At 69.9% G+C, this 24,729-nt stretch carries 22 protein-coding genes; 9 read left to right on the top strand and 13 right to left on the bottom strand.

From position 1 onward, the window contains the following. Nucleotides 1-34 precede the first annotated feature (34 nt). On the bottom strand, nucleotides 35-508 hold the full coding sequence (locus VFI59_04915; GenBank protein HET6713036.1) for a hypothetical protein: 474 nt from the start codon (nucleotides 506-508) through the stop codon (nucleotides 35-37). A gap of 54 nt (nucleotides 509-562) precedes the next feature. Next, nucleotides 563-760 (bottom strand): hypothetical protein, encoded by a 198-nt coding sequence (locus VFI59_04920; GenBank protein HET6713037.1) that lies wholly within the window; start codon nucleotides 758-760, stop codon nucleotides 563-565. Nucleotides 761-894: 134 nt separating this feature from the next. Between VFI59_04920 and VFI59_04925 the strand changes: the two genes are divergently transcribed. Next, nucleotides 895-1,899, top strand: a complete 1,005-nt coding sequence (locus VFI59_04925; protein HET6713038.1) for a universal stress protein — start codon at nucleotides 895-897, stop codon at nucleotides 1,897-1,899. A gap of 1 nt (nucleotide 1,900) precedes the next feature. Here VFI59_04925 and VFI59_04930 read toward each other — a convergent pair whose 3' ends face one another. Genes VFI59_04930 through VFI59_04940 form a run of 3 tightly spaced genes read right to left on the bottom strand, consistent with a single transcriptional unit; the run spans nucleotide 1,901 to nucleotide 4,824 of the window. Then, nucleotides 1,901-2,383, bottom strand: a complete 483-nt coding sequence (locus tag VFI59_04930) for a hypothetical protein (GenBank protein HET6713039.1) — start codon at nucleotides 2,381-2,383, stop codon at nucleotides 1,901-1,903. 38 nt (nucleotides 2,384-2,421) lie between these two features. Then, nucleotides 2,422-3,270, bottom strand: a complete 849-nt coding sequence (locus VFI59_04935) for an arginine deiminase family protein (GenBank protein ID HET6713040.1) — start codon at nucleotides 3,268-3,270, stop codon at nucleotides 2,422-2,424. 24 nt (nucleotides 3,271-3,294) lie between these two features. Beyond that, nucleotides 3,295-4,824 (bottom strand): hypothetical protein, encoded by a 1,530-nt coding sequence (locus VFI59_04940; protein HET6713041.1) that lies wholly within the window; start codon nucleotides 4,822-4,824, stop codon nucleotides 3,295-3,297. Between the two features lie 222 nt (nucleotides 4,825-5,046). Between VFI59_04940 and VFI59_04945 the strand changes: the two genes are divergently transcribed. Then, nucleotides 5,047-5,454, top strand: a complete 408-nt coding sequence (locus VFI59_04945) for an OsmC family protein (GenBank protein ID HET6713042.1) — start codon at nucleotides 5,047-5,049, stop codon at nucleotides 5,452-5,454. Between the two features lie 6 nt (nucleotides 5,455-5,460). On the opposite strand, the gene VFI59_04950 is transcribed toward VFI59_04945, so the two are convergent. Beyond that, the gene (locus VFI59_04950) at nucleotides 5,461-6,294 is read right to left on the bottom strand and encodes a fibronectin type III domain-containing protein (protein HET6713043.1); all 834 of its coding nucleotides are present in this window, start codon (nucleotides 6,292-6,294) and stop codon (nucleotides 5,461-5,463) included. 44 nt (nucleotides 6,295-6,338) lie between these two features. Further along, nucleotides 6,339-7,160 carry a hypothetical protein gene (locus VFI59_04955; GenBank protein ID HET6713044.1) on the bottom strand — a complete coding sequence of 274 codons (822 nt, stop codon included), beginning with the start codon at nucleotides 7,158-7,160 and terminating at the stop codon, nucleotides 6,339-6,341. Nucleotides 7,161-7,254: 94 nt separating this feature from the next. Between VFI59_04955 and VFI59_04960 the strand changes: the two genes are divergently transcribed. Both VFI59_04960 and VFI59_04965 read left to right on the top strand, forming a co-directional pair. Beyond that, the gene (locus tag VFI59_04960) at nucleotides 7,255-8,184 is read left to right on the top strand and encodes a hypothetical protein (protein HET6713045.1); all 930 of its coding nucleotides are present in this window, start codon (nucleotides 7,255-7,257) and stop codon (nucleotides 8,182-8,184) included. 87 nt (nucleotides 8,185-8,271) lie between these two features. Next, nucleotides 8,272-13,104 (top strand): NAD-glutamate dehydrogenase, encoded by a 4,833-nt coding sequence (locus VFI59_04965; protein ID HET6713046.1) that lies wholly within the window; start codon nucleotides 8,272-8,274, stop codon nucleotides 13,102-13,104. 40 nt (nucleotides 13,105-13,144) lie between these two features. Here VFI59_04965 and VFI59_04970 read toward each other — a convergent pair whose 3' ends face one another. After that, complete coding sequence (locus VFI59_04970; GenBank protein ID HET6713047.1) at nucleotides 13,145-13,594, bottom strand: CAP domain-containing protein; 450 nt, start codon at nucleotides 13,592-13,594, stop codon at nucleotides 13,145-13,147. A 130-nt stretch (nucleotides 13,595-13,724) separates the two neighbouring features. Beyond that, nucleotides 13,725-14,603 (bottom strand): MBL fold metallo-hydrolase, encoded by an 879-nt coding sequence (locus VFI59_04975; GenBank protein HET6713048.1) that lies wholly within the window; start codon nucleotides 14,601-14,603, stop codon nucleotides 13,725-13,727. Nucleotides 14,604-14,701: 98 nt separating this feature from the next. Between VFI59_04975 and VFI59_04980 the strand changes: the two genes are divergently transcribed. From VFI59_04980 to VFI59_04995, 4 genes are all read left to right on the top strand, one after another. Further along, nucleotides 14,702-15,601: a hypothetical protein gene (locus VFI59_04980; GenBank protein HET6713049.1), complete on the top strand. Its 900-nt coding sequence runs from the start codon at nucleotides 14,702-14,704 to the stop codon at nucleotides 15,599-15,601. 99 nt (nucleotides 15,602-15,700) lie between these two features. Then, on the top strand, nucleotides 15,701-17,980 hold the full coding sequence (locus VFI59_04985; GenBank protein ID HET6713050.1) for a xanthine dehydrogenase family protein molybdopterin-binding subunit: 2,280 nt from the start codon (nucleotides 15,701-15,703) through the stop codon (nucleotides 17,978-17,980). After that, nucleotides 17,977-18,873: an FAD binding domain-containing protein gene (locus tag VFI59_04990; GenBank protein ID HET6713051.1), complete on the top strand. Its 897-nt coding sequence runs from the start codon at nucleotides 17,977-17,979 to the stop codon at nucleotides 18,871-18,873. Before VFI59_04985 ends, VFI59_04990 begins: the two co-directional genes overlap by 4 nt. A 16-nt stretch (nucleotides 18,874-18,889) precedes the next feature. Continuing rightward, the gene (locus VFI59_04995; GenBank protein ID HET6713052.1) at nucleotides 18,890-19,414 is read left to right on the top strand and encodes a (2Fe-2S)-binding protein; all 525 of its coding nucleotides are present in this window, start codon (nucleotides 18,890-18,892) and stop codon (nucleotides 19,412-19,414) included. Between the two features lie 32 nt (nucleotides 19,415-19,446). Here the strand turns inward: VFI59_04995 and VFI59_05000 are convergent, their stop codons facing one another. From VFI59_05000 to VFI59_05015, 4 genes are all read right to left on the bottom strand, one after another. Then, nucleotides 19,447-20,676, bottom strand: a complete 1,230-nt coding sequence (locus VFI59_05000; protein HET6713053.1) for a hypothetical protein — start codon at nucleotides 20,674-20,676, stop codon at nucleotides 19,447-19,449. Then, nucleotides 20,673-20,942 carry a hypothetical protein gene (locus tag VFI59_05005; GenBank protein HET6713054.1) on the bottom strand — a complete coding sequence of 90 codons (270 nt, stop codon included), beginning with the start codon at nucleotides 20,940-20,942 and terminating at the stop codon, nucleotides 20,673-20,675. The genes VFI59_05000 and VFI59_05005 overlap by 4 nt, the downstream gene beginning before the upstream one ends. Before the next feature lie 35 nt (nucleotides 20,943-20,977). Then, nucleotides 20,978-21,109: a hypothetical protein gene (locus tag VFI59_05010; protein HET6713055.1), complete on the bottom strand. Its 132-nt coding sequence runs from the start codon at nucleotides 21,107-21,109 to the stop codon at nucleotides 20,978-20,980. 699 nt (nucleotides 21,110-21,808) lie between these two features. Then, the gene (locus tag VFI59_05015) at nucleotides 21,809-22,219 is read right to left on the bottom strand and encodes a hypothetical protein (GenBank protein ID HET6713056.1); all 411 of its coding nucleotides are present in this window, start codon (nucleotides 22,217-22,219) and stop codon (nucleotides 21,809-21,811) included. Nucleotides 22,220-22,580: 361 nt separating this feature from the next. Here VFI59_05015 and VFI59_05020 point away from each other — a divergent pair, with 361 nt between their 5' ends. Beyond that, complete coding sequence (locus tag VFI59_05020; protein ID HET6713057.1) at nucleotides 22,581-24,665, top strand: hypothetical protein; 2,085 nt, start codon at nucleotides 22,581-22,583, stop codon at nucleotides 24,663-24,665. Nucleotides 24,666-24,729 lie beyond the last annotated feature (64 nt).

Consider the following 24,729-nt stretch of genomic DNA (forward strand, 5'->3'; position numbering starts at 1 on the left):
GGCTACCGATGTCGGGCGGGGGCACGACGTCTCGTCACGCGCCGGGCTTGAACACCATCAGGGAGAGGATCACGAGCAGACCTACCGACCCGCTCGCCGCGGTGATCGTCGTCGCCGGCCCCTCGAGCGCCTCGCGGAGCTCGTCGTCGGACATCGTGTAGGTGCCGTCGGCCCACCGGGTGCACCCATCACGCAGCCGCTTCATGTGCGGGGTCGCGACCACCGACATCAGAGCCGTCAGCACGAGCAGCAGGAGCAGGGAGCCCAACAGCCACCAGTCGGCGAAGAGCGCACCGTCGATGCCGGCTGCGACGCCTCCGAGCAGGAGCAGGCCGAACGAGATGTACATCGGCATCGTGGTCCGTTTCGAGGTTTCACACCATTCGAGGATGCGATCGCGGTCCCCGTCGACGGCGCGCACCGCGAACAGGGCCCACATCGAAACCCCGTGCGTCACGAGGAATCCGGCCACACCCACGAGATGCACGAACACCCAGAACCGGTACATCCCCGAAGGATACGGGCGCGGTGCCTCCTCCGGGGCTTCGGGGCGGCCTGCCCGTCAGCCGCCCCGTCGCACGTGCCGGAAGATGCGTGGCATCGTGATGCGGCCTCGCAGGCGCCGGCCCCGCCCCAGATGCACCCGGTCGGGAAGCCGTCCGCCCCATCGTCCGCTCGCAGGCCCCGGCCTGTGCTCCCGTGACTCGATCTCGGGCCGATGGGCATCGGACCAGGTCGTGGGTGGCACATGCGTCGTCATCGCGATCCCTCCTCATCTCGACCGTAGTGCCCCGTGGCGGGACCGCTACCGGCCGTGGGGCCCGGGGGGGCCGGGACCGCGTGTCGGCAGGGGTGAGCGCGCGGTAGCGTGCGAGGCCCGAGGAGAGGTCGCCCGTGGCGTACAAGCGCATCCTGTTCGGCACCGACGGCACCGCTCGAGCTGCGGCGAGCAGCCGAGTGGCCACCGAGCTCGCCAAGGCCGGTAAGGCCGAGCTGATCGTCGCCTACGTCTGGGAGCGACCCGAGGGGGCACAGCAGGTGCTCGATGAGGCCGTCGCTGCCGCGCAGGAATCGGGCGTCAAGAAGGTCAAGGGCGAGCTCCACGGTGGGCGCTCTCCGGCCGACGTGCTGGTGGACCTCGCCGAGGAGCGCGACGTCGGATTGGTGGTTGTCAGCGGTGGTCGCAGCGCGACCGAGATCGGTCCGACCGCCGACCGGCTCTCGCATCGTGCGCCCCGCGACCTGTTGATCGCGATGGACGTCGAGCGTGGCGACGGCGAACACCTCTATCGCCGCATCCTGATCGCGACCGACGGTTCGGCGACCGCGGATCGGGCCGCGCGCAAGGGGTTCGACCTCGCCGCCTCGGTCGGTGCCCCCGCGACCCTCGTGTTCGTCGGACACCCCGCCACGGGGAAGCTCGTCACCGACGACACCGTCGTGGTCTTCGGGGCCGAGGTCGACTGCGACGTGGTGCTGCGCCAGGGCGACCCGGCCGACGAGATCCTCGCGGTCGCCCGCGAGGTCCGAGCGGATCTGATCGTGATCGGGAACAAGGGGATGACTGGGGCCAAGCGATTCTTCCTGAACCCGGTACCGGAGAAAGTCGTCGACATGTCCGATCGCGACGTGCTCGTCGCCCGCACGATCGCGCAGGTGGCCTCGGAGCTCGAACCCGGCGAGGGAGGGATCTTGGTGCAGGCGGGGGAGCGGCTCGCCGCATTCATGGACGAGACGGGGGAGCTGCATCTGATGTCCGCGCGCTGCACGCACATGGGCTGCACGGTCGCCTGGAGCACGGCCGACCACGTTTTCGAGTGTCCCTGCCACGGGTCCCGCTTCGGCCCTCATGGTGAGGTCGTGAACGGACCGGCGGCTCGCCCCTTGCCGCCCGCCTGACCTAGGGCCAACCGGGCTTGGCCACCATCAGGTAGACGATCACGACGAGGCCGACCATACCGATCGTCGTGATCAGGTGGGCCTTGCTCTTGGGGCCGGCGATCAGTTCCTGCAGCTCCTCGTCGCTCACCCTGGGCACTCCCGACGGACGGATCGCACAGGCCGCCGTGATGCGCTGGAAGTAGGGCTTGGCGGTCAACGTCATCAGCACGGTGGTGACCACGAGCACGGCGAACGCGAGCCACATCCACCAGTAACCGAGAAACTTCCCCTGCACCCCGAGCACGAACCCCGCGACGATCACCACCGCGAGCGAGATGTACATCGGCCGCGTGGTGGTGCCGGAGAAGGCGATCGTGTCGGCGATGCGGGCCCGGTCGAGCCCCATCGCACGGATCCGGTAGAGCGCGAACATCGAGACGCCGTGACAGCCGGCGAACACGATCGCCGCGAGGATGTGCAGCAGGAGCCAGTACTCGTACATCGCGCCGGAGCATACCGGCGACCGCCGAGGCTGTGCCCTCAGACTCGGTCGAGGGGGCGGGTGAGACAGGTCGGTCCGCCGTCACCCTTGCGCGAGATCTCCGTGCCCGTGAACGTGCGGACGTCGACCCCCGCCGCCTCCATGCGTCGTCGAGTCTCGGGGCTCCCGTCGAGCGCGAGGGCCACTCGTGGGGCGAGCGCGAGCACGTTGGGGCCCTGGGTCTCGAACTCGTCGTCGGGCACCTCGACGAGCTCGACCTCTCGCTCCCGCAGGAGCGCGACCAGGCGCACCGGCATCATCGGCATGTAGACGACGACGAGATCGTGGTCGAGCGGGGAGATGAACGACATCAGGTGCAGGCACGCATCGGGCCCCTGGAAGTGCGGCAGATCGAACGCGATCACGTCGATCCCGCCGCCCAGCAACGACCGTATCTGCTCGATGCCATCGTCGTTCGTCCGGTAGCCGCGGCCGACCAGCAGGGTGTGCTCATCGAGCCAGAACATGTCGCCACCCTCGGCGACGGCCGGGGGCGAGAGCGTCCCCAGGAGGCGAAGACCCTGACTCGCGAGGTCGGCTGTGAGCGCCCCCGGTTCGGCCCGTCGACCCGGTTTGCCGGGGCGCAGGGCGATGACCCCCTGATCGGTCGGCAACGTGGGGTCGTACGCGTAGATGGCGTCGGGGTCGCCGGGCACGGTCGTGGCGCCGACCACGACCTCGGCACCGCGGGCCTCCAGCGCCTGACGGAACGCGGCGTGCTCCTCTGCCGCCTTCACGGGGTCGGGGGCGGCATGCCATGCGTAGTCACGCCATGCCAGGAGGGCGTCGGGATCGGGAGGCCGAACGTAGATGCGGCGGATCGTGCCGACAGCGTTCTGGATCGTCACGGGGCCGAGCGCTCCGCGCCCAGGTCAGTGTCCTTCGGCGTTGCCGTTGCTCTCGGCGTTGCCGTCGCTCTCGGGGGTGCCTTCGCTCTCGGGGGTGCCGTCGCTCTCGGGGGTGCCGTCGCTCTCGGGAATGCTGCCACCGCCGCCGTTGCCGCCACCGCCGCCATTGCCGTTGCCGTTGCCGCCACCGCCGCCGTTGCCCCCACCGCCGCCGTTGCCGCCACCGCCGCCGTGGCCCGGGTTGTCCTCGTCGTCGTTGCCGCCACCGTTGTCGTGGTCGTCCCCGTCGCCGTCGTTGCCGCCACCGTTGTCGTGGTCGTCTCCGTCGCCGTCGTTGCCGCCGCCCTTGTCGTGGTCGTCGTCACCGCCGTCACGAGCGTCGCCGGCATCTCCGCCGCTGTGGTCGTCGCCGCCCCCACCGGCGTTGATTCCGCTCCCGCCGCTCCCGCCGCTCCCGCCGTCGTCACCGCCTCCGCCAGCACCTCCGTCACCGGGGCCGATGTCACCAGCGTCGACGCCGATGTCGGGGGGTCCCGGGGGCTCGAGCGTCGTATCGCCCACGAGCGTGATGCCGGGGGAACCTGTCAGGCTGAGATCGTCGGCTGTGCCGCCTCCCCCCTCGCCTCCGTTGCCGCCGTCGCTGTTCTCGCCGCCGTCGGTCTCCCCCACCGTTCCCGGGGGGTTGTCGGTTCCGGGGTTCGGCGTGCTGGTGACCCCCTGCGACATCGGGGCTCCGCTGATGCCTCCGATCGGCACGCGGGTGCCGCCGAGCGCCAGGGCCAGCACGAGAGCGCTCGCCACCGCGGCCCCGCCGAGGGCGAGGTTGCCGAGACGGCGGTTCAGGGCGCTCTGAGCACCCACCGCGCTTCCTCGAGCGGCCAACGACGCGACGGCCGCGCCGCCGCCGTCGGCCGCCGCGGCGGGCACGGATCCGGCGAGCGCCGCTGCGCCCGCCGCGCCCGCGACGAGCCCGGCCGCGGCACCTGCGCCGGCGTGCTCGTCGTCCGGCTCTGCGTCGGGAACGTTCAGGATCAGCTCGTCGTGATCGATCGTCGGTGTGAGCGGCAGGATGACGACGGGTGCCGGCTCGCGGTCCTCGATGATCGCTTCGTCGGTCGCGGCGGCACCGCCGAACAGCATCGCGTTGAGCATGTCCGGATCGCTCGTCGCGCTTTCGATCAGCGCCGGACCACGTCCTGAACTCGTCGCGCTGGGCTGCCCCGTGAGTCGCTCGATCGTCGGGCCGAGATCCTGCAGCACGCGTGCGGGCTCGACACGCGCGGCACCCCCCACCGGCATGACCGCTCCCGGCCACACCAGGACCACCTTGGTGTTCGGGGACATCTCGTTGATCATGCCGACGGCCGTGGCGCCGATGCCGTCGTCGAGGACCACGACATCGGGACGGTGCCTCGCCATGAGGCGCGCGAGCTCAGCCGTCGTGGACGCCTCGGCCACGACGTCGTATCCCTCCCCATCCACGACGAAGCGGAGGAGGCCCTTCCGTTCGGACGGGCCTTCCCCGACAACGATGCGGACGCCTCGTGCACTCATGCGTTCGCTGTCCTCTGTTCGGCCCCCATCTGTGCGGGAGCGTACCGCATGGTCTCACGAAGACCCTCCAGCCATGCGGCGGAAAACTGACTGGCCCGAGCGAGCTAGTTCCTTTGCCGAGCCGTGTCGGCCTTACCCCTAGACTCGGCCAAAACGGGCGCAACCTTGACCCCCGGTCCGGCCTTGATCGGCCTGTGACGGGCCGGTGGAGGACGGTGATCGATGGACGACGTGACGCTGCGGTGGACCGGCGAGGGCCTGACGTTCCGGTCCCAGGCCACTTACGGCGAGCCGATCCTGACCGGCGACGACCCCGACGGACCGGGATCGAAGCCCTCGGATCTGCTGCCGATCTCGCTCGCGGCCTGCACGGTCTACGACGTCGTCGTGATCCTGCGCAAGCAGCGGCAGGATCTGCGCGCCCTCGAGGTCCGCATCTCGAGCGAGCAAGACCTCGCTCCGCCGTGGACGTTCCGGTCGATCCATATGCACTTCGTCCTGACGGGCACGGTCGAAGACCGCAGGGCGGCGCGGGCGATCGAGCTGTCAGAGTCGAAGTACTGCTCGGTGGCGGCGACCCTCCGACCGGTGGTTCGGCTCAGTCACTCGTACGAGATCGTGGGGAGCTGAACCTCGTCAGAGTTTCCCTGTGACCTCAACCGTGGCCGACGCGGCGGGGAACCCGGGGCAGCGGAAGGAGACCGTCGCCGTTCCCCGGAAGCCAGTCACCACCCACGCATCGTCGACGACGCCCACGTCGATCGCGTCGAGTTCGACGTCGATAGGCGCCGGGGCGCTTCCTTCGCGGCCGCATCGTGCGGGCAGGCCCTCGACCGTGCCCACCCAACGACCGTCCTGGGGCTCGATCTCACCCTCGAGCCCCGACCAGGTCGATGGGCAGCCGCCCTGGCCGTCGCCGCACGTCGATTCGAACGACCATCGGTCGATACCCCGCCTTCCGGGGATCGGGTTCTCGATGCCGAACGCGGCGCCGATCGAACGCGCCGAGCGCACCGTCAGGCCGACCCGGTAGATGCCGGCGAGCCGCGCGATCTCGTCGGGGGGCGTGGGTACCACCGCGTCGACCTCGGCGGTGGGGAGTGACTCGCCTTCACCGCTCACAGCGACGACCTGATAGGCGTAGCGCTGACCGAACGTCACGTCGCGGTCGACGAACGAGAGCTCGCTGCCGTTGAGTGTCTCGAGCGGCGCGCCGTCGCGAAGGAGCCGGTACCGCTCCACCCCCGCCCCGGACTCAGGCGGCCTCCAGTCCAGCGCGACGATCGGCGTGTAGCGCTCGCAGGGCTCCTCGCAGCTCGTCGCAGTGGCCTGCAAGGCGATCGGCACCGTCGGGGGTCCCGGCGAACGTGTGAACCACAGGAGGGATGCGACCAGGATGCCGATGGCGACCACCAGGAGTCCGATCGCGAGGCGCCGATCGCGACGCGTCGGCGTGTCGGGTTCCGCCACGCTGTCGGGGTACGGAGGGTTCGGGGTGTCGGTTTCCATGAGGATCAGGTCTGCAGGAGCCCCTGCACGCTCCAGTCGATCGTCGCGGTCATGCATCCACCGTACGATGAGATCTCGTCGATCGCGCCGACGAACTTCGTCGCCCGCCATCTTCCCTCCAACGGGGCCGCCTTGCTGACCCGCAGGCGCACCTCGAGCACCTCCTCGACCACCTCGCCGAAGCAGTTGCGGACGAACAACGGGGTGCGCAGGGTGGCCTCGTAGACGCCATCGGTCCGTCGGAGCGTCCCTTCGGTTCGGGCACTGCGCACGTTCCAGCGGACGTCGCACGCCCCAGAACGGCAGCGGGGGTCGAAGGTGAAGAAGATCGCGCCTCCGCGGACCGGGTCGCTGGTTCCCGAGGCACGTTCCACGACCATGCGCACGGAGAAGGTGCCCTCGAGGCGCGCGTCCGACACCTTCGGTTCCTCGGTCCTGATCGACACGGCGGCCCCGAGCGTCTCGACACCGTGGACGTCGACGCCGACGACCTCGTACCGGTAGCGGGCCCCCGGTTCCACATCGTCGTCGAGGAAGGTCGTCTCCTCGACCTCTTCGCCGACCGTCACGCCGTCGCGTCGCACCTCGTAGTGGTCGATCACGACGTCGGTCGGCTCCCCCCACGAAACGCGCAGCCGCCAGTCCGCGCCGCTCGCCTTCCATCCGGGCTCGTCGATCGTGAGGCCATCGATCTCGACCTGCTCGGTCGGAGTGGCCAGCTGCGTGGCCGAGGCCGCCGGTGAGGGATCGCCGGATCCGGATCCCGAGGTGCACGCGGCCAACGACACCACAGCGAATGTCCAGGCGATGCGCCGGCCGGTCGGCATCCGCGGATGGTACCGGGCCGTCGCATCATCAGGAAACCCCCTTCGCACCGGCGGTCAAGCCGGACGGCACTGCCGCCGATACCCTCGCCTGTCTATGCGTCGCCGTGCCCTCATCCTCGTTCTGCTTGTGCTCGCCATCCTGCCGACCGACGCGATGGTCGCCACGGGCGCGTGGTCGACCCCTGCGCCCGACCTCGCGACGCTCGAGGCACGGATCGAGCGTGCGCAGGCCCGCGTGAACCGTTGGTACGGAAGGATCGAGCGCTGGTACCAGCGGATCTATCGCGCATCGGCCCGGGTCGAGCGGCTCGAGGCGGCTGCCGAGGGCCTCACGGGCGCCGGGACGAGCTTCGTCGTGGGTCACACGTCGCCCAGGGCGCAGCCTTCCGCGTTCCTGCTCCCAGAGGCCAGGCGCGATCTGCGAGGCATACTCACGGATCCGTGGGCGCGACACGTGCAGGCCGAGCTCGATACGTGGAGCGCCTACCTCGCGGAGCTCGTCCATGCACGGGAGCGGGCGCTCCGTTCCGCACCGGCCGCCGACGAGGACCGACCCGAGGAGCGTGGCACCCGACTCGTGCCCGGCGAACCGATGACCTTCGAGGGGTGGGCGGGTGCGTTCCTCGCTCGGCTCGGCGCGCCGGCCTGCGGCGAGAACCTGCTGATCGTGGTGACGTGGGAGACCGCTGAGTCCACCTCGGCCGCGTTCAATCCGCTGGCGACGACGCGGGACGTGGCCGGCGCGTCCGACATGAACACGGTCGGGGTGAAGCACTACGTCTCGTTGCGTCAGGGCCTCGACGCCTCTCGGGACACCCTGCTCCTGGGCGCGGGGTCCTACGGGTACGAGGCGATCGTCGAAGCGCTCCAGCGCTGCGCCGTGGCCGACGTGACGGCGCGAGCGATCAACGCGTCGGCCTGGTGCCGCGGATGCGTGGGCGGCGCCTACATCACCGGCCTGCTGCCGATCGTGCGCAGCTCCTACGGCGAGCATGCCGCTCGCCTGGTCTCGACCTCGGCGTGAGCGAGGCCGAGTCGGCGCATCGCAGCGTCACGGCTCGGACGTTGCAGCCGTCGCCAGGGGTGGGGCGACCTGCCAGAATGACGGCTCGTGGACGCGCACTCCGAGATCGCGGCGGTGCCCACGCCGGGTGAGCCACCCGCCGTGATGCAGTCGCTGCTCGAGGTGATCGATCTGCGCGTTGAACTCGAGCGCCGCGACGCCATCGCCGCGTTCGCGAAGGCGTTCCTGCGCCGGATGTCGCCCGACGAGCTCGAGGCATCGGGCGTCGACGGTCTCTCGGGACTCGTTCTATCGGCGTTCGGATTCGCCGACCGCCGCGGGGCCCACCCTTCCGCGGTGCGGGTCTTCGATCCCGATCCCGCCACCGACGGGTACGGAACCGTCGGCTCGGTCGTCGAGACGAACACCGACGACTCGCCGTTCCTCGTCGATTCCGTGCAGGAAGAGCTCCTCGCGAGGGGCCTCGGCGTCCGCCTTCTCCTGCACCCGGTGATCGGCACGATCCGCGACGAGCAGGGCCGGATCGAGCGCGTGATGTCGGGGCGGGACGCGAGCCATCGAGAGTCGATGATGCACTTCGAGCTCGACCGTCAGCTGGCACCCGATGAAGCCGACGACCTCGAACGTCGCGTCACCGCGGTCCTGCACGACGTTCGGCTCGTGGTGCGCGACTTCGAGCCGATGCAGGAACGCGTTCGCCACATGATCGAGCTGGCGCGCACCGCGGCGGTCCGGTACCCGCCGCAGGAGGTGGGCGAGGCGATCGACTTCCTCGAGTGGCTGGCGCAGCTGAACTTCGTGCTGCTCGGCTACCGCGAGTACGAGCTGGTCGACATCGACGGCGAGGAGCGGGCCGCGATCCGCGCCGTGCCCGGCAGTGGGCTCGGCATCCTGAGCGACGTGCAGCGCTCGGCCTTCGCCGACACCACTCGGTTGGCAGACCTCGACGCGGTCGTGCGAGCTCGCATCGAGGGCGGTGACCTCCTCGTCTTCTCGAAGACGAACTCCTACTCCACGGTGCATCGCCGCGCCCGCATGGACTACATCGGCGTACGCATCGTCAATCCCGAGGGCGTGATCACGGGCGAGGCGAGGCTGATCGGCCTGTTCACCTCGAAGGCGTACATGGAACCCGCGGCGAAGACGCCGCTGCTGCATCACAAGCTCGAGCAGATCCTCGCCGCCGAGGACCTGATCCCCGGCTCGCACGATTACAAGGAAGCCGTCGAGCTCTTCGAGTCCTTCCCCAAGGACGAGCTCTTCCAGGCCTCGACCGACGAGCTCCGTCGTCTCGTGATCGGCCTGCTGCAGCTCGAGAAGCACGGGGGCATCCGCGTGCTAGTCCGGCGCGACCTCTACGGCCGCAGCGTGTCGGTCGTGGTCGCATTGCCGCGCGACCGTTTCAATGCGGCCCTGCGCAAGCGCTTGCAGCAGTACTTCCTGCAGCAGTTCAACGGGACCACGGTCGACTACCACCTCTCGCTCGGCGAGACCGAATCGGCTCGCATCTTCTTCACGGTGCACGTGCTTCCGGGCACTCAGATCCCCGACGTGCCCTACGAGCAACTGGAGGCCGAGGTCGAGCGGCTCGCGCGGAGCTGGGACGACGACCTGCGCGACGTCCTGACGGAGCGGGTGGGGCCCGAACGAGGTCCGCTCCTCGCCGAGAAGTACTCGCCGCGCTTCCCGAGCTACTACAAAGCGTCGGACGAGTGGGGCCTGATCGTCGACGACGTGCTCGCGCTCGAGGCGCTCGAGACGAACCCAGACGGATACCTCGTCGGCATCGGCAACGAGAAGAAGGGCGAACGTCTTACCCGGGTGAAGCTCTACAAGAACGGAGGGAAGGTCGATCTGTCGGCGTTCATGCCGATCCTGGAGGCGCTGGGTCTGCGGGCGGTCGAGGAGATCCCGACCCATGTGCTCGGCGAGGGCAAGACCTACATCCACGACTTCGGCGTATTGGACTCGCGCGGCGCCGTGCTCGAACTCGGTAAGGAAGCCGACAACGTCGCCGAGACGATCTCCGCGGTCTGGCGCGGCGAGGCTGAGTCGGATTCACTGAACCGCCTGGTCACGCTCACCGACCTCGACTGGCGCCATGTGCAGATCCTGCGCGCGCTCCGCAAGTACCGGATGCGTGTATCCGCCCGCTACACCGAGGAGTATCGCAACGACGCGATGGCCGAGCATGCGCACATCTCTGCTGCGCTGGTCCGCATGTTCGAGGCGAGGTTCGATCCCGCCCGGGCCGCGACCGATGAGGAGATCGACGAAATCCGGCAGTCGATCCACGCCGACCTGCGCGATGTGCGCTCCCTCGACCAGGACAACATCCTGCGCAGCCTGCTCGGCACGATCGAGGCGATCGTGCGCACGAACGCCTACGTGCCGGGGCGCACGAGCCTGAGCTTCAAGCTGCGCTCCGCTCGCGTGCCCGAGATGCCGAAGCCGCATCCCTTGTTCGAGATCTTCGTGTACTCGCCGCACATGGAGGCGATCCATCTGCGCGGCGGGATGATCGCGCGGGGCGGCATCCGATGGTCCGATCGCAGGGAGGACTACCGCACCGAGGTGCTGGGCCTGATGAAGGCGCAGAAGGTCAAGAACGCGGTGATCGTGCCCGACGGATCGAAGGGCGGCTTCATCCTGCGCCGAACCCCGGCGGCGGTCGAGGAGCTGAAGGCCGAGGTCTCCACGCAGTACGTGACGTTCATGCGGGGCATGCTCGACATCACCGACAACCTGGTCGATGGCACGGCCGTGCACCCCCAGCACGTCCGCATCCACGATGGCGACGACCCCTATCTCGTGGTCGCGGCCGACAAGGGCACCGCCACCTTCAGCGACACGGCGAACGCCATCAGCCTCGACTACGGGTTCTGGCTCGGAGACGCGTTCGCGAGCGGTGGCTCGCAGGGGTACGACCACAAGGCGCTGGGTATCACCGCCCGCGGTGCCTGGGAGTCGGTGAAGCGGCACTTCCGCGAGATCGGCATCGACGTGATGAACGAGCCCTTCACCGTTGTCGGCGTCGGCGACATGTCGGGCGACGTCTTCGGGAACGGGATGCTCTACACACCGCAGATCAAGCTCGTCTGCGCGTTCGACCACCGTCACGTCTTCATCGATCCAGACCCCGACCCCGCGATCTCGTTCGCCGAACGTCAGCGCCTGTTCACCACGCCGGGATCGACGTGGGCCGATTACGACCGGACGCTGATGTCCGCCGGCGCCGACGTGCTGGATCGCAGCGCCAAGAGCGTCACCCTCTCGCCCGAGGCCAGGAAGGCGCTCGGGATCGGGGAGGACATGCCCGCGAACATGACGCCCGCCGAGGCGATCCATCACGCCTTGCAGGCGCCCGTCGACCTTCTCTGGAACGGTGGCATCGGCACTTACGTCAAGGCGACGGGTGAGGGTCACACGGAGGTCGGCGACCGCGCCAACGATCCGGTCCGCACGAACGGTGACGAGGTCCGCGCCCGGGTGGTGGGTGAGGGCGGCAACCTCGGGTTCACGCAGCGTGGACGGATCGAATACGCGGCCGCCGGCGGGCGCATCAACACCGACTTCATCGACAACTCGGCGGGCGTCGACACGTCGGACCACGAGGTGAACATCAAGATCCTGCTGGGCCTCGCCGTGCAGCGTGGGGAGCTGATGCTCGACGGGCGCAACGAGCTGCTGCTGGCCTGTGCCGAAGACGTCGTCGCCCACGTGCTCTACGACAACTACCAGCAGGCCCAGATCCTCTCCCAGGAGGTCGAGGTCAGCGCCCAGCGGGTCGAGGCGTACGAGGATCTGATGCAGCAGCTCGAGGCAGGCGAAGGCGAGCTCGAGCGTGACGTCGAGTTCCTGCCTTCGTCCGAGGAGATGATCGAGCGCCGCGCCGCCGGCCAGGGACTGATGCGCCCGGAGCTCGCCGTGCTCCTCGCATACGCGAAGCGGTCGATCTTCGCCGCGTTGATCGACTCTGATCTCCCGGATTCGCCCTACCTGGCCCAGGATCTGCGGGCGTACTTCCCGGACGAGATCGTCGAGCGGTTCGGGCACCTGGTCGAGCAGCATCCGCTCCGCCGCGAGCTGATCGCCACGATCGCGGCGAACGATGTGGTCAACTCGCAGGGCATCACGTTCGTCTCGCGCATGGTGACCGAGACGGGCGCGAGCCCGTCCGAGATCGTGCGGGCATTCCGGATCGCGCGCGACGTGACCGGGGCGGTGCAACGGTGGGCCGACGTCGAGGCGCTCGACGGGGTGATCGACCCCGAGATCCAGAACGAGCTCATGACCGGCGTCGACTGGCTGGTGGAAACGTCGTCACGCTGGTACCTGGTGCACGCGACCGGCCGGCATATCGCCGAGGCTGTCGAGGATGCGCATGCGTCGTTCGAGGAGCTGTCGGGCGTGATCGACCAGATCGGGCCCGAGGCGTGGCGCGAGGAGCACGACCACTCCGCCCGGCGGCTCGAGGCCGAGGGCGTGCCTGCGGCGCTCGCCCGCCGCCACGCGTTCCAGGCGGAGCTGGTCCACGGGCCAGACATCATCACGGTCTCGCACGCGACCGGCCGCACCGTGCTCGAGGTGGCTCGGGCGTTCTTCCTGCTGGGTGAGCGGCTGCAGCTCGACTGGCTCGAGAAGCAGGTCGAGGCGATGCCAGGGGGATCCCGCTGGCAGCGGTGGGCGCTGCAGTCGATGGAGGACGACCTCTTCACGCTGCGCCGGAGCCTCGCCGAGACGGTGCTCGACGAGTGCGGCGGTCTGCCGATCGACGAAGCGGTAGAGAAGTTCCTGGAGACGCGCGACGACGCCTTCACGCGGCTGCAGCGATTCATGCGCAGCCTCGCGGTCGACGGCATGGGTGACCTCGCCCAGCTCACGGTGGCGCTGCGTCAGATCCGTTCGCTGATCGGCTGAGCGGGCTCGTCCTTCGGAGCACCTCGCGGCGCCGGAGCTCTCAGCCGCCGTAGAACATCACGGTGACCCAGGTGTGGCCTCCCTGGCTCACCACACCGATCCCTGCGTGAGAAAAACCGCTCCGCAGGATGTTGCCGCGGTGCCCGGAGCTCCGCATGAAGAGCTTGTGCGCGCGGCGCACCGTGCCCGCCATGCCGACGTTCTCGCCCCAGACCGAGGGATGCCAGCGCCTGACGAGCCGGTACAGGTTCGCGGTGTGGTAGACGGTGTTTCGCTCCGCCATGCGACGAGAATGACCCTGCGCGCCCTTCGACAGGCGCCAGTTCAGCTCGAGGGGGCGCAGCCCGTTGTTGCGGCGCGCCGAGTTCGTGAGCGCGAGCATCTTGCGCCGCAACTCCTTCGGGGAGGTCGCCCCCGAGGTCATGGGAACGGCCGCCACGAGCACGGCAGCGAGCACGATGCTGGTTAGGAAGGTCTTCGCACCCCTCATGCGATCGCACGACCCTAGCGAGGCCCACCCACCTCGTCATCCATTTTCGTTGCCCTGAAGCGGAACTTCGGGCCGAGGTTTCCTGTGCGGCAGAGGAAACGGTTTCTAGAGAAATATCGCGGGTCGAGCGTCAGATCGGCAGCCAGGTCGCCAGGCCGTCGTTCCCCGCGCCGACGCGCCCGTACGCCTGGGCGAAATGGGTAGGGGAGAGCGTGGTTGCGGGGTGGGAGAGAAGCTCGGCGAGCACGGCGCGCCGCGTCGCGGCCGCCTGCGGCGGGATCACATCGGTTCCGGAAGGCCAGTCGGGGTGGGGGATCTGGATCGGGTGGTTGAACGTGTCGGCAGTGATGATCGCTCGTGCGCCGCGTGACCGGAGCCGCACGATCTGATGCCCGGGCGTGTGTCCTGGTGCCAGGTGCACCTCGATCCCGTCCGCGATCACGTGGTCGCCGTCGAGCAACGTCAGCTGTCCGGCACGCTCGAGCGGGCGGAGCAGCAACATGTCGATCACCCGGTCCTCCTCGTCCGCGCGCGCCTGCTCGCTCTGCCACTCGCGGTCGGCCCGCTGGAGCAGATAGGTCGCGCGTGGGAAGGCGGGCACCGGCTCGATGTCGTCCCCGTCGGGGAAGATCACCGTGCCGCCGAGGTGGTCGTCGTGCACGTGGCTGAGCACGACCGTGTCGATCGCGTCGGGCGGGGTGCCCGTCTCCCGGAGCGCATCGAGCAGCTGACCGGGCGCGCCGAACCACTCAGGACCCGGAGCGCCGCGGGCGCCGAGGCCGGTGTCGACCAGCGCTACCCCCCCGGGGTGCCGGACGAGCCACGCCCGGACGTGTAGGCGCCAGGCGCCCGCCCCTCCGTAGACCCCTGGCGCGCGGTCACGGAACGACTCGAGCGCCTCACGAGGCACGTCGGGGAACGAGTCCGCCATCGGTCCCGTCAGGTCGCCCACCCCGTCGAGCAGAGCGAGTACTTCGATGTGTCCGACGGTGAGCGGGGTGGCGAGCATCGGCCAGCGAGTCTATCCGTGTCGCGCGGTCCGTATGCGTGAGTGCGCGACGAGGGACCGTTAGTCTCGGGCCGAGAGGAACCGATCGGAGGACCCGGATGAGGACCGCTCGTGCATCGATCCGAAGCGCCGCCCTATTGGCCGGGCTCACCCTGCTGCTCGCGGGGTGCCTCAAGCTCGACATGGCCCTCACGATCTCGCCCGACGACACGGTCGACGGCGAGATGGTCTTCGCGGTCAACAAGGAGCTGCTCGAGCTGACGGGGCAGAACGTGGACGACCTGTTGGGCGACACGGCCGTGCCCGACGACGTGCCGGGCGCCACGCAGGAACCGTACGAGGACGATCGTTTCGTCGGCACTCGCGTGCTGTTCGAGGACGTCGCGCTCCAGGACATCCAGGAAGGCTCCGGTCCCGATGCCCTCTCGATCGAACGCACGGGCGACACGTACGAGGTCAACGGCGTGATGGACCTCACCACCGACAGCGCGGAGCTGCAGGGCAACCCGTTCGAGGACCAGATCAGCGAGGCGTTCGACACGGCGGAGCTCCGAATCGCGATCACGTTCCCGGGAGAAGTCCTCGAGACCAACGGCCAGGTCGACGGAACCACGGTGACGTGGGAGCCGGTGTTCGGCGAGCGCACCGAGCTGCGGGCGGTGGCGTCCGCGTCGGGTGACGTCGCAGGCGGCGACGAGCCCGGCCAGGGGGCCTCGGGTGAGCAGGCCGGGGCCACGGAGGAAGGTGGGTTCGGTGCGAACGCGTGGTTGTACGCGATCCTCGGACTGGTGATCGTCGGCGCCGTCGTCGGCCTGTTCGTCATGATGCGGCGACACCGCGCCGACGCCGGCCCGGCGCCGGGTGCGCCTGAGGACGTCGTGACGGCCCCGCTGCCGTCCACCGCGCCCGCGCCGCCGGCGACCCCCGCGCCTCCGCCCCCGCCACCGGCCCCGGCCGAATCCTCCTCGGACGGGCCAGGAGACGAGCCCGCCCGCTAGCCGAGACCGCTCGACCGGGCCGGCGGGGTCGCGCGTTCGTCGCGAGGGCCGCAGCCGCATACGATATGGCCTGCCAACCTCGAGCGCGAAGGGAGTTCCGTGGCCTCCACCGACATCGCACCGACGCCGGATGTGTTCGTCCGCCAGGACGGGAAGGAGAAGGTCACCGGCTCCGGCCGCTATACGGCGGACCTGACGTTGACGGGCCAGGCCTTCGCGAAGTTCCGCTACGCCGACCACCCGCACGCCCGCATCCTGTCGATCGACACCTCGAAGGCCGAGGCGCTACCGGGCGTGGTCGCGGTGGTCACGCAGGAGCACCTTCCCGACGTACGCTTCGGCGGGTTCGTGCAGGACCGCACGCTCTTCGCGAAGGACATCGTGCGCTTCGAGGGGGAGATCGTCGCCGGCGTCGCCGCGCTCACCGAAGACATCGCGGTCCAGGCCGCCAGGCTGATCGAGGTCGAGTACGAACCGTTGCCCGCGGTGAGCGACTTCGTCGCGGCCATGGATCCCTCGGCCCCGCTGATCCATCCCGATCTCGCTACCTACGAGAAGGACGAGAACGTCGTCGCCGACGGCAACACGATGGCGTACTCCACGATCGTGAAGGGCGATGCCGACGCCGCGATGGGCGAGGCCGACGTCGTGGTGAAGGGCCGGTACGTCTCCGACGCCTCGCAGGGCGTGCCGATCGAGCCTCGCGCCGTGGTCGCGCAATGGCAGGGCGACGAGGTGACGATCTGGTCTTCGACGCAGGTGCCGTACGCGGCTCGGTCGGGCGTCGCTCAGACCTTGCAGCTCCCCGAGGCGAACGTCCGCATCGTGGTGCCGCTGCTCGGCGGCGGCTTCGGTGCGAAGTGCGACCTGCACTTCGAGGCGCAGGTCGCCGCGCTGGCCCGGGCGGCGCGGCGTCCGGTGAAGCTGGTCTTCAGCCGCCGCGAGGAGTTCGTCGCGATCGCGCAGCGGCGCGAAGGCATCGTGATGGAGTTCGAGACCGGTGTGACGCGCGACGGGCGCCTGGTTGCCCGGAAGGCATCGCTCGTGCTCGACAAGGGCGCCTACTGCGGCGAAGGAGGCTTCCTCGGGCAGATGGCGGCGATGCACGCGTGCGGTCCGTACGTGATCGACCATGTCTTCGTCGAGGCGCACCTGAACTACACGAACAACCAGCCTTCGGGCTCGGTCCGCGCCCCGACGGCGCCGCAGGTGTGCTGGGGGCTCGAGCAGCACATGGACGAGGTGGCGCGCGCGATCGACATGGACCCCGTCGAGCTGCGCCGCCGCACGCTGATCGAGCAGGGCGCTGAGGGCCCGACGCGCCAGGTCTTCGAGGAGATCGGCATGAAGCAGACCCTCGAGCGTGCGGTCGAGATGATCGGGTACGGCCAGGAGCTGCCCGAGGACGAGGCGATCGGCGTCGCCGTCGGCTGGTGGCCGTGCATGCCGGCTCCGTCCGGGGCGTACATCCACATCAACGGCGACGGCAGCGGCACGATCGTGACCGGTGCGCAGGAGAACGGGAGCGGCGCCGTCATGGCGATGCCGATGTTCGTCGCCGAGGAGCTCGGAATGAACCCCGAGGACTTCACGATCCTCTACCAGGACACGGCCGCCGCGAACTGGGACATGGGCTCATGCGGCTCGCAGACCACGTTCAACAGCGGCCGCGCGGTCCTCGGCGCCGCGGCCGACGTGCGCGAGCAGCTGCTCGACGCGGCCGCCGAGGAGCTCGAGGCCGATCGCGAGGACCTGGAGCTCGTCGACGGAAGCGTCCGCGTCAAGGGTTCGCCCGACCGCTCGGTGTCGATCGGTGATCTCGCGGGGGCCGGGACGATCCACGGCAAGGGCTCCGGTGAGGTGCCCGACGCGCCCGCCGGTGACACCGGCGGTTGCGTGGGCCGGCTCGGCAACGAGACGTTCCTCGCCCCGCAGCTGATCACCCAGGCGGCGCATGTGAAGGTCGATCGCGCCACCGGCGTGGTTCGGGTCCTCAAGGTCGCGGCGGCGCACGATTCCGGGGTGATCCTCAACCGCAGGGGGGCAGACGGCCAGGTCACCGGCGGGATCGTGATGGGCGTCGGCCTCGCGTTGAGCGAGGGCACTCAGCTCGACGAGGAAGGCCGGCAGAGGAATCCCGCCCTGCTCGACTACAAGCTCGTCACGTGCGCCGATGCGCCCGAGATCGAGGTCGACTGGGTCCAGATCGCGGCCAAGGGCGCCGGCCCCCGGGGCTCGAAGGGGGTGGGGGAGCCGCCGCAGGTCCCCACGGCCGCCGCAATCGCGAACGCGATCACGAAGGCGCTTGGCACGCAGGTGCGACGGTTGCCGATGACCCCCGAGCGGGTCTGGGAGGCAGAGCGGCAGGTGGGGGCGTGACGAGGTCGTTCACCTCCGCCGCCACACTGGACGAGGCCGTCGCCGCCCTCAGCTCCGGCGCCCGACCGGTCGCCGGCGGCACCGACCTCGTGGTCGGCGCGCGCCAGGGCAAGGCGCCGTTGCCCGACGCGATCGTCGCGATCGACCGCGTCGAGTCGCTCAGGCACCTCGACGACGCGGGTGGCGGCCTCCTGCTCGGGGCACTCGCCACGCACGAGGCCATCGTGGCCAGCGAAGCCGTGCGAGCGAGGTTCACCGCCCTCGCGGATGCGTCCGCGATCGTCGGGTCCCACGCCACGCGCGCGAACGGCACGATCGGCGGGAACGTGATGAACGCGTCGCCGGCGATGGATACCGGCGGTCCGTTGCTCTGCCTGGGGGCCACCGCGACACTGCGGTCGGCGGCAGGCGAGCGTTCGCTCGCGCTCGACGAGCTGTGGACCGGTCCCGGCGCCACCGCGGCCGCTCCCGACGAGCTGCTCGTCTCGATCGACGTTCCGGCCCCGGCCGACCGCACGGGCTCCGCGTACGTGCGGCTCGAGTACCGGCGCCAGATGGAGATCGCCGTGGTCGGGGCCACGGCCGTCGTCACCCAGGCCGACGGTGCGATCATCGACGCGCGGGTCGCGATCACGGCGCTGTCCCCGACGATTCGCCGCGTGGCCGAGGCCGAACGGGCGCTGGTGAGCGGCGACGGAGGCGATGCCGACGTCGGGGCTGCCGCACGCGCCGCCGCCGAGGGAGCCGCGCCGATCAGCGACGTCCGCGCCTCCGCCGACTACCGCACCGCGATGGCCGAGGTCGTGGCTCGCCGCGCGATCGCCGCCGCGATCACGCGGGCCGGCGGCGGCGACGTCCCGATCCCTGCGAGCGACGCGCTCTACGGCGCGTGAGGAGTACGAGAGACGCATGAAGACCGACGCGACGCTCACCGTGAACGGCACCGACTACCCGATCGAGATCGACCCGCACCTCTCCCTGTTGAAGGCCGTGCGGGACGAGATCGGCTTGACCGGGTCGAAAGAGGGCTGCGACGACTCCGAGTGCGGCGCCTGCATGATGCTGCTCGACGGCCGGCCGGTGAACGCCTGCTCGTACCTCGCGATGCAGGCCGTCGGGAAGCAGGTCATGACCGTGGAGGGGCTCGCCGGCGGGGAGCAGGTGGGCGCCCTGCAGGCCGAGTTCCTGCAGCAAGGCGGGGTGCAATGCGGCTTCTGCACGCCCGGCATGCTCGTGTCGGCCACGGCGCTGCTGCGGCGCAACCCCACGCCGACCGAGGACGAGGTGCGGCTCGCACTGGCGGGCAACCTGTGCCGCTGCACCGGGTACGGCGGCATCGTGAAGGCCGTCATGGAGACCGCGGCGGGCCACGTGCCGAGGCTGCCATCGCCTCCCGCTCACGAGGTCCGGCCGGCCCCGCACCACGCGGGGTGAGCCTCCGCGCCGCTGCCTCCGGCAACGGCAGGTCACTCGCCCCAGACGGCGCGAGCGCGATCGGTCAGCACGGGTCCGCGGGCGAGCGTGCCGAACCACCAGGCCTTGGCGAGTGCGATCGCAGCGCCGAGGATCGCAGCGGCGACCCCGAGCCGTCCGGGTTCGTCGCCGACCCATCCGGCGGCTCTGGCCGCCATGAGGGCGAGCCCTCCGTTCAGGAGCGCGAACTGCAGCGGCGCCACGATCTCGAAGGCCGCGAGCGCCCGGCGTCGGTCCCTCGGATGCCCGGGCCGCGCCATCGGGAGCAGGTAGGACCAGGCCCCGAGCAGCACCTGCACGAGCCAGCCGCCGACGAATGCGACGAGGAACGTCGACCGGTAGCGGTCGAAGCCGGCCTCCCCGTCGAACAGCGCGATCGCCAGACCGAACGAGCCGACCACGAACCAGACGACCGCGGCCATCATGTGGAACGCGGCCGCCGGGATCGCCCAGTTCCGTTCGGTCCGCAGGACCGTGACCACGAGCAGCACGACGCCGAGCGCTCCGGCCGCATACGCGATCCCGCCGGCTTGGAGCATCCACGTCCATGCGAGGTCGGCGCCGAGCAGCTGCGCCAGGAGGCCGCCCACGAGCAGGGCAAGCACCCCCCGTCCCGGCCAGGAGGGCATGCGGAGCCTCAGCACCGTGGGAAGCAGGGTGATCAGCGTGCCGACGACGGTCAGCGATGCCCAGCCCAGCACGTTCACGGTCATGTGCGCGCGTTTGAGGTGTGCGTACCAGGCGCCCTCGACCACGCCTGACCCCAGCAATGCACCGAGCGTTGCCCCGAGGAGCACGAAGCCGATCGCCCAGGCGTAGGCGGCGATCGGCATCGCGTGGCGTCGGTTGAGCGCCCGGCGCCATGCTCGCCGCAGCATCCAGGCGAGGATCCCCATCGCGCCCGCGAACGCGATGCCGCCCGTCGCCGTGAGCCAGCGCGTCGACGTTGGCACACCGATGGCGATGGCTCCCGCGCCGGCGGTCACCAGCACGAATTGTGCCCGGACCGACCGCTGCGGCGGCGAGGGTGTGGCCGTCATCGCGAGCATGAAGTTCTGCATGGCACCGGAGATCGCGGTGGAGATCGCGCCCGCGAGCGCGAGGTGGAGCGGCACCCAGAGACCGAACCGCCACGAGACGGGCAGCGCGAGCGAGACGATCGCAGCCGTCAGCCACGCTCGAGCGGCCGTCTGGTACAGGGCTGTGACCGAGCGAGACTTCACGGCTTCTCGTCAGGGTCGATGCCGAGCGCCCCTTGCGGGTCGATCACCCGTCGAGCGATCTCCCGCGCTCGCTCGAGCTTCGTGCGGTCGACGAACAGGTGCACGTCGCGCTCCCACAGCTTGGTGAAGAAGCCCGTCGGAGCCTTGGCCCAGTAGGCGACTCCGGCTTCGTCGAGCCGGCTCGCGATCTCGACACCGTGTTCGGGCGTGAATCCGCCGAGGTGCACGGTGCGCACGTCGTCGGGGATCTGCCAGGCTCGCTTCATCGCGCGGCTCCTCGTGTCGACCGGTCCCGAGCCTGTCACACGATGTATCGGGCGAGGGCGAAGGAGCGGATCGTTCCCTCACCGGACCCGCCGACCACGACGATACGCCCGTCGCCATCGATCGCCGACCCGTGTGCCCGAACGCCGCCCTCGAAGAAGGTCGTCACCTCACCGTTGACCCCGGAGCTGTGTCTCGGTGGCCGTCGGCGAGCCGGCGGATCAGCACGAACCGCGGGATCGTCGGATCGCCGAACTCATGCGGGCCGGAAGAACCCGTCGCCACGATCCGTCCGTTCGGTTGGACCAGCAGGCCGCTCGCGCCTGCTCCGCTCCCTGGAGCTCCTCGACCACACCGTCGCCGCCGAACGAGCGGTCCAGGCGCCCGTCACGACGGAACCGTGCCAGGCCGAAGGCAGATGTCGTAGTCGCCTCCGATCACGATCCGTCCGTCTGGCTGCAGGGCCACCGCTCCCGCGAAGACGCCCCACACGACCGGCCCGATCCTGCCGTTGCCGCTGAAGGAACGTGGCTCGACCGGTGTCCACCGTGACCCCTGGTGCCGGTGACCGCGCGGACACCCCCATCACGATCGGGACCGAGAACGGGCACTGCTGGAGATACGTGAGCCGCCTCCGGCCCCGGAAGTGTGCGGAGGACCGCAAGGTCGTGCTCTCAAGCGGGTGGGCACCGAGCAGGGCCCGAGCGTGGACGAGCGCATGGCGAGCGACAAGGCCGCGTTGAACGGTCACCGCTGCGAGTGGAGCACCGGCAACACGGGGGATGTTCGGCAAGGGCTCCGCGCGCGTGGGCATGGCCGAGGACTGCAAGGGCGACACGAGCAAGACGATCAGGTCGAGAAGGAGCGGCTAGCGAGCGTCGCCGCCCTCAGAGGCTCCGGAGTCTCTTGGGCTCTCTGAGCCCTCGGCGCTCCCTGATCCTTCCGAGCCCTCGGCGCCACCGGAGCTCGAGGACCGCCCCGAGCGGATGCCCTCGCTGGCCTCGTTCACCGTCGCCGTGATCGCATCGCCGATCGCGCTCACCGCGTCGCCGAGGTCCCGCTTGGCCTCCTCGTCGCGGATCGTGGCGCCGATCGCGGTAAAGCCGCGCGCGAGCTCATCGATCAGTTCCTTGGCCGCCCGTTGCAGCTCGCGCTGGGATGCTTCGGACTCGGCGGTCTCGTCCGTGCCGGCTTCCCGATACCGATCGGCAACCCGACGTCCGAACGACGAAAACTTGTCGCCGACCTCGCTCCATGCCTGCTTCGCACTCTCCGTCATCGTTCGACCTCCAGATATCTCGCTTGGGTCAACCCTAGCGCGGCGTCGGCGGACCGGCGATGTCGGCGCCCGCCCACTCTCAGATCCCCGGTTCGCCATGTTGGTGAGTGCCGCTCGGCGACCAGGAGGGCGACCTCTGGCCTGCAAGGCCCCTCGACGGCGCCGAGATCGTTCCAGCACACGACCACCGTGCGGGCGGAGTCGACGAAGAACGGCGGGTGGTCGAAGAGGAAGTCCGTCCACGACTTGGGGACGCCCAGGGGCCAATCGATCGACACCCTCTGTCACTCGGGGGCCTCCGAGGGCCAGGGGGTTCCCCGACGCCCGGGTGATCGTGCGAGGATCCTCGCGGGGGGCAAGCGTGGATCAGCGAGACGAGGTGGTGCGACCGTCCGTCGGCACGGGGGTCGTTCCCCACCGACGTCGTCGGCCGACGGGCGCTGCCCCACCGCTGCCCAAGCAGATCGGCTCCACGGGGTGGATCTGGCTCGTCCTGCTGCTCGTCGTCGTCGTCACCGGCTGCCTGTGGCTCCGCGTCGATCCGGTCCCGCTCGACCGGTTCGACGCTCGGATCACCGACGCCGTCGTCTCGCTGCGCATGGGATGGCTCGACGCGCTCGCGCGCCAGGCGCACACGATCGGTTCCCGCGTCGGGTTCGCGCTGCTCGGACTGGTGCTCGTGCTCGCGACCGCCTGGTTCCGCCGCTGGCGTCATCTCGTGATCTGGGCGATCTCGCTCGGCATCGCCGGTGCGATCCTTCAGGGGCTCGAGCTGGTCTCGCTGCGGCCGCGGCCGTTCGACGTGCAACAGCTCGCGAGCTGGGAGGGCTACGCGGCTCCCTCGATCCCGATCGGCGCGATCGCGATCCTGTCGATCGGGGTGGCATTCATGCTCGTGCCTCCCGGCCGGCCCCGGTACTGGACGAAGCTGGTCACGGCGGGCGCGATCACGATCACGGGAGTGCTCCGCATCTACCTCGGCGTCGACCACTTCAGCGACGCCGTGTTCGGCGCGATCGTCGGCGTCGCGATCCCGCTCGCTGCCTTCCGGGCCTTCGCCCCCAACGAGCTCTATCCGGTGAGCTACGGCGCGCACGGTAAGGCTGCGCACCTCGACATCACCGGTCGCCGTGGAGAGGCCATCCGTTCCGCGTTGCAGGATCAGCTGGGGCTCACGGTGCACGACGTCCGGCCCGTCGGGCTCGAGGGCTCCGGCGGCTCGACACCACTGAAGCTCAGCGTGACCGACGAGGAAGGCCACGACCGGACGATCTTCGCGAAGCTCTACGCGAAGAGCCACGTGCGCGCGGACCGCTGGTACAAGCTCGGCCGCACGATGCTCTACGGACGGCTCGAAGACGAGACACCGTTCCAGACCGTGCGTCGTTTCGTGGAGTACGAGGACTACACGCTGCGCATGCTCGGGGAGTACGGGTTCCCGACGCCGTCGCCGCTCGGCATCGTCGAGATCACGCCGGAGCGCGAGTACCTGATCGCGATGGACTTCTTCGACGACGCCGTCGAGATCGGCGAGGCCGAGATCGACGCGGGCGTGATCGACGAGGGCCTCGCGATGATCCGCCGGATGTGGGACCTGGGGCTCGCCCACCGTGATATCAAGCCCGCCAACCTGATGGTGCAGCGTGGCGTGCTGAGGCTGATCGACGTCTTCTTCGTGCAGGTGCGGCCCACGCCGTGGCGCCAGGCCGTCGACCTCGGGAACATGATGCTGGTGCTGGCTCTGCGGTCGGACGCGCGGACCGTGTTCGACGCCGCCCTGCGCTACTTCACACCCGACGATCTCGCCGAGGCGTTCGCGGCGACCCGGGGTGTCGCCAGTCCGACCCAGCTGCGCCAGCACCTCAAGGAGGATGGACGCGACCTGCTCGCCGAGTTCCGAGCGATGGCCCCCGAGCGTCGGCCGATCTCGGTTCAACGATGGAGCGTCCGCCGGGTCGCGCTGATCCTCGCGACGCTCGCGGTGCTGCTCCTCTCGGCGCTGACCGGCGTGGCCCTGCTCTTCCCCTCCCGCGGCACGGTGACGACGCCGGCGTGCGGCACAGAGCAGGCGATGCAGCTGATGGCCCAAGCAGTACCGAGCGCCACCCGGCTCCCGTGTGTCACGAGCCTGCCCTACGGATGGGAGGTCGGCAGCGCGGAAACCGTCGGGGGACAGGCCACCTTCACGGTCGGTGTGGGCGACGGGTTCGACCCAGTGACCGTGTCACTCACCGGGTCCTGCCCGGCTCCGGTCGAGGGCACCGAGCGGATCCCGATGGACGGCGGATGCGTCACGTACCGCTCGACCGTGACCGACCAGAACGTGCCGTCGTTCGAGCCGGGAGGGGGCCTCGGGTTCACCCCTCGTGCCGACCTCGTCGCCTCGGTCGCCGCCGAGAACGATCAGGTGCTCTGCGGTGCGCTCGCGCCGCCGTGCCCGTCGTGAGGTCCAACGAGGCACCGGTTCCACGGTCCCGCACACCCCAGCGAGGAGTACGCGGAGGAGCGAT

The sequence above is a fragment of the Actinomycetota bacterium genome, assembly GCA_035697485.1.
Taxonomy (GTDB): Bacteria; Actinomycetota; UBA4738; order UBA4738; family HRBIN12; genus JAOUEA01.

Bases quoted from the DNA above. Each gene is read 5' to 3' on its own strand.
- VFI59_04915 (HET6713036.1), bottom strand. From the start codon at position 508: ATGTACCGGTTCTGGGTGTTCGTGCATCTCGTGGGTGTGGCCGGATTC.
- VFI59_04920 (HET6713037.1), bottom strand. From the start codon at position 760: ATGACGACGCATGTGCCACCCACGACCTGGTCCGATGCCCATCGGCCC.
- VFI59_04930 (HET6713039.1), bottom strand. From the start codon at position 2,383: ATGTACGAGTACTGGCTCCTGCTGCACATCCTCGCGGCGATCGTGTTC.
- VFI59_04940 (HET6713041.1), bottom strand. From the start codon at position 4,824: ATGAGTGCACGAGGCGTCCGCATCGTTGTCGGGGAAGGCCCGTCCGAA.
- VFI59_04945 (HET6713042.1), top strand. From the start codon at position 5,047: ATGGACGACGTGACGCTGCGGTGGACCGGCGAGGGCCTGACGTTCCGG.
- VFI59_04955 (HET6713044.1), bottom strand. From the start codon at position 7,160: ATGCCGACCGGCCGGCGCATCGCCTGGACATTCGCTGTGGTGTCGTTG.
- VFI59_04960 (HET6713045.1), top strand. From the start codon at position 7,255: ATGCGTCGCCGTGCCCTCATCCTCGTTCTGCTTGTGCTCGCCATCCTG.
- VFI59_04970 (HET6713047.1), bottom strand. From the start codon at position 13,594: ATGAGGGGTGCGAAGACCTTCCTAACCAGCATCGTGCTCGCTGCCGTG.
- VFI59_04975 (HET6713048.1), bottom strand. From the start codon at position 14,603: ATGCTCGCCACCCCGCTCACCGTCGGACACATCGAAGTACTCGCTCTG.
- VFI59_04980 (HET6713049.1), top strand. From the start codon at position 14,702: ATGAGGACCGCTCGTGCATCGATCCGAAGCGCCGCCCTATTGGCCGGG.
- VFI59_04995 (HET6713052.1), top strand. From the start codon at position 18,890: ATGAAGACCGACGCGACGCTCACCGTGAACGGCACCGACTACCCGATC.
- VFI59_05005 (HET6713054.1), bottom strand. From the start codon at position 20,942: ATGAAGCGAGCCTGGCAGATCCCCGACGACGTGCGCACCGTGCACCTC.
- VFI59_05015 (HET6713056.1), bottom strand. From the start codon at position 22,219: ATGACGGAGAGTGCGAAGCAGGCATGGAGCGAGGTCGGCGACAAGTTT.